This is a genomic window from uncultured Chitinophaga sp. (genome assembly GCF_937874145.1).
Classification (GTDB): domain Bacteria; phylum Bacteroidota; class Bacteroidia; order Chitinophagales; family Chitinophagaceae; genus Chitinophaga.
This window is the reverse complement of sequence record NZ_CALNBI010000259.1, coordinates 1-4,501: the sequence shown is the minus strand read 5'-3', so window position 1 is coordinate 4,501 and position 4,501 is coordinate 1. Positions and strand designations below refer to the sequence as shown.

Below are 4,501 nucleotides of genomic sequence, written 5' to 3'. Positions count from 1 at the left end.
GAGAAAATTTCAGTCGCCTGTTCGTATACATCATCCGGCACTTCGCGGTTGTTCAGCACGGTCACGGCTTCCGCCCAGGCAAAGGCCGCGCGCTCCCGGTCGGAGAAGAGCTCCGTTTCGCGCCAGGCATCGAGCAACAGGAGCCTTTGCGCAGTTTCACCCATGGCGAGCAGGTCTTTGGAGTGCATATCGAGGCAGAAGGCGCAGCCATTAATCTGCGATACGCGCATGTAAATCAAATGCAGCAACGGCTGCTCCACTACAGGGTTCTTATGCAGGTAAGCGCCAAGCGTGAACAATGCCTTGGTTACCGGGAAACCTTTCTCAAAAGGATTCATTCTTTGTGACATGATATTGCATTTTTAAGGTGGTGAATATTGTTCGTATACCCTAATAATGCACGGCCATTTCCCGATTGGACATCTTCCCCGGATTTTTTTTATAATATTTTTAGAAACAAGACCGCCGCAGCTGGTAGTCCGCCTAACAACGAACGCAGCGTTGAGACGGCCCCTTCCTTTCCCCAAAAACACCTATCATCTCCCCGGCCATTCTTTCATAACTTCCATAATCGAGCGAACTTTCATAAAATATTTTCTTAACTCATTAACAATACGCTTCCTTTTACCGTATACCATAATTATATTCTTCATGTTATCAATTATAACTTTTTATCATTTGATACGCAAACTTTCATAAAACTGCGGCGAATTGCGTTAATAATCTTACATTGAGGGCCGTTTTGTTTTTTTAATAACCTCTCAACCCTACTGTAAAAAAGATGTGTGGAATTGTAGCCTATATCGGCCAGCGGGAAGCTTATCCCGTCGTTTTAAAAGGATTGAAAAGATTGGAATACCGCGGTTATGACAGCTCCGGCGTGGCATTGCTCAATGGCGGAAAGCTGAAAGTGTACAAGAAAAAAGGAAAAGTTGCCGAACTGGAGGAGTATGTGACAGGGAAAGATGTGAAAAGCCACATCGCCATTGCGCACACGCGCTGGGCTACGCACGGTGAGCCCTCCGACCGTAATGCCCATCCCCACACCTCGGGCGACGGTAAACTGGCCATGGTGCATAACGGCATCATCGAAAACTACATGCAGCTCAAACAGGAACTGCTGAACAAAGGGCACCAGTTCTCCAGCGATACCGATACCGAAGTGCTCATCCACTTCATCCAGGAAATCAAACAGAGCAACGATTGCTCCACCGAAGAAGCCGTGCGCATCGCGCTGAAACGCGTAGTGGGCGCTTATGTGATCGTGATCGTAGACGAAGACAATCCCGGCACCCTCATCGCCGCGCGCAAAGGGAGCCCGCTCGTGATCGGCGTAGGCAAAGGCGAACATTTCCTCGCCTCAGACGCCTCGCCCATCGTGGAATACACGAAAGAAGTGGTGTATGTCAATGATTATGAGATCGCGATCCTCCGGGCCGACGAGCTCATCCTCAAAAACATCTCCAACGAAATACAAACCCCCTACATCCAGAAACTCGACATCGAACTGGCGGCTATCGAAAAAGGCGGGTACGACCATTTCATGCTCAAAGAAGTGTTCGAACAGCCGCAGACGATTTTTGACAGTCTGCGCGGCCGTCTCGACGCCAAAAACGGCACCCTCACGCTGGGGGGCCTCCGCGAGCACCTCGACGTACTCACCGCCGCACGCCGCATCATCATCGTTGCCTGCGGCACCAGCTGGCACGCGGGGCTTGTGGCCGAATACATTATCGAAGAACTTTGCCGCATCCCCGTGGAAGTGGAATACGCTTCAGAATTCCGGTACCGTAATCCCGTGGTAGGCCCGGGCGATGTGATCATCGCCGTGAGCCAGTCCGGGGAAACGGCAGATACCCTCGTGGCCATGGAAAGCGCCAAGGAAAAGGGCGCCATCATCCTCGGCGTTTGCAACGTGGTTGGCTCCTCCATCGCGCGGCTCAGCAACGGCGGCGTATATACACACGCCGGCCCTGAGATCGGCGTAGCCAGCACCAAGGCATTCACCGCGCAACTGGCCGTACTGGCCATGATCGCCCTGAAAATCGCCCAGGCGAAGGGTTCCATCACTGAGCAACGTTTCCAGCACCTGCTCGAAGAACTGAACGATGTTTCAGAAAAAGTAGCCACCGCACTGCAGCTCAACGACCAGGTGAAAGCCATCGCCGACAAATACAAAGACGCGCGCGACTTCCTTTATCTCGGCCGCGGGTACAATTTCCCCATCGCGCTGGAAGGTGCGCTGAAACTGAAAGAGATCAGCTACATCCACGCCGAAGGCTATCCCGCCGCGGAAATGAAACACGGTCCCATCGCGCTGGTCGACGAAAACCTGCCGGTAGTTTTTGTGGCTACGAAAGACAGCTACTACGAAAAAATCGTGTCCAACATCCAGGAAATCAAAGCCAGGAAAGGCAAAGTGATCGCCGTGACCACCGCTGGCGACGCCACGATCCCCACCATGGCCGATGATGTTATCGTTGTACCGGAAGCGGACGAACTGGTGGCGCCCATCATTTCCGTCATCCCCCTGCAACTCCTCGCCTACCACATCGGCGTCAGCAAAGGGTTTGACGTAGATAAACCGCGAAACCTCGCCAAGTCCGTAACCGTAGAATAAAGCGCGTATGAACCAAATCCAGAAGAAACCCCTCAGCCAACTGGGCTACCAGTTCGTGGACGGGCGCTACCTGCCGAAGGGGCGCGACGAATATTACCTGCGCGACCAGCAACGCGGCAAAACCAATGTTTACCGCAAGCTGAAAGCCGGAGAGATAGAAACGCTTGTGCGGAACGACAATACCTCCGACGACTGGAACAACATCTTCGTAGACAACGACTTCGATCCCAACCTGGTGCAGCACTGCCATTTTTACGGGATCGTCCGCATCGGGAAGCTGGAACACTATTTCCTGGAGTTCCACAACCTGCGGCTGCCCGTGGGCTTGTATTACAGCACCATCGCATCCTGCGACATCGGCGACAACGTGGTGATCCACAACGTGAACTCCCTTTCCCACTATATCATCGGCAACGATGTGATCATCTCCAACGTCAACGAGCTCGGCGTTACGGATCACAGCAAATTCGGGAATGGCATATTGAAGGAAGGCGAATCTGAAAGCGTGCGCATCTGGCTGGAACTGTGTAACGAAAACGGCGGGCGCAGCGTATTGCCGTTCGACGGGATGCTGCCCGGCGACGCCTGGTTCTGGACCCGCAACCGGGCCGACGAAACCCTGCAAAACCAGTTCAAAGCCTTCACCGAAAAGCAATTCGACAAACGCCGGGGTTACTACGGTGAGATTGGCGACCGCACGGTGATCAAGAACTGCAAGATTATAAAGGATACAAAAATCGGGACGGACGCCTATCTCAAAGGCGCCAACAAGATCAAGAACGTAACGCTCAACAGCGACGCCACCGCGCCCACCCAGATCGGCGAAGGCTGCGAGCTGGTGAACGGGATCATCGGCTACGGGTGCCGCGTGTTCTACGGTGTAAAAGCGGTTCGCTTCGTGATGGCCTCGCACTCGCAACTGAAATACGGCGCGCGCCTCATCAACTCGTATCTCGGCAACAACGCCACGATCTCCTGCTGCGAAGTGCTCAATTCACTCATCTTTCCCGCGCACGAACAGCACCACAACAACTCGTTCCTCTGCGCCGCGCTCATTATGGGGCAGAGCAATATGGCCGCCGGCGCCACCATCGGCTCCAACCACAATTCCCGCGGAGCAGATGGCGAAATCATCGCGGGGCGCGGTTTCTGGCCGGGCCTTTGCGTCAGCCTGAAACACAACTCCATGTTTGCTTCCTTTACGCTCATCGCGAAAGGGAATTACATGAGCGAACTGAAAATACCGTTTCCGTTCAGCCTCGTCGTGAACGACGAACACGACGATACGCTGAAAATCATGCCGGGATATTGGTTCCTCCACAACATGTACGCCCTCGCCCGTAATGCCTGGAAATACGTGGACCGCGACCGCCGGACCGACAAAACACAGCATCTCGAATTCGATTACCTGGCGCCCGATTCCATCGAAGAAGTGTTTACCGCGCTGGAGATTTTCGAAACCGCGGTAGGCAATGCTTTAGGAAAAGACCGGAAAGCCGGCCGCGCCCTCCTGCTCAGCGATCCAAAGCAAGTTGCCGGGATGGAAATCCTCGCAGAAGGATGTGAAAATTCTTCCCGCAAAACGCAGCTGCTGAAGGTGGATAAAGCGTATCCGTTGTTCCGCAAGCTCGTTACCCTCTACGCCATGCGCAACCTGATGCGGGAGTACGCGCGGTTCGGGGATTTCGCGGAGCTGCAATCGTACCTGAAACAATGCCGCCGTTCGGCGTGGAATAACGTGGGCGGACAACTGATCCCTGAAGACCGCGTGAACGACATCAAGCAACGCATCCGTAAGAATAAAATCGGCAGCTGGGACGCGCTCCACGAAGCCTACCGCGAAAACGGCGAACGCTACGAAGAAGACAAGCTCCGCCATTC

General features: G+C 53.9%; 3 protein-coding genes. 2 read left to right on the top strand and 1 reads right to left on the bottom strand.

Going from position 1 to position 4,501, the window contains the following annotated elements; all coding sequences use genetic code 11:
* Nucleotides 1-350, bottom strand: a 350-nt coding sequence (locus Q0510_RS12890; RefSeq protein ID WP_298712253.1) for a carboxymuconolactone decarboxylase family protein, incomplete at its 3' end; no start/stop codon positions are given.
* Nucleotides 351-781: 431 nt separating this feature from the next.
* Here Q0510_RS12890 and glmS point away from each other — a divergent pair.
* Complete coding sequence (gene glmS / locus Q0510_RS12885) at nucleotides 782-2,620, top strand: glutamine--fructose-6-phosphate transaminase (isomerizing) (protein ID WP_298712250.1); 1,839 nt, start codon at nucleotides 782-784, stop codon at nucleotides 2,618-2,620.
* A 7-nt stretch (nucleotides 2,621-2,627) separates the two neighbouring features.
* A partial coding sequence (locus Q0510_RS12880; protein WP_298712247.1) for a DUF4954 family protein occupies nucleotides 2,628-4,501 on the top strand: 1,874 nt, incomplete at its 3' end.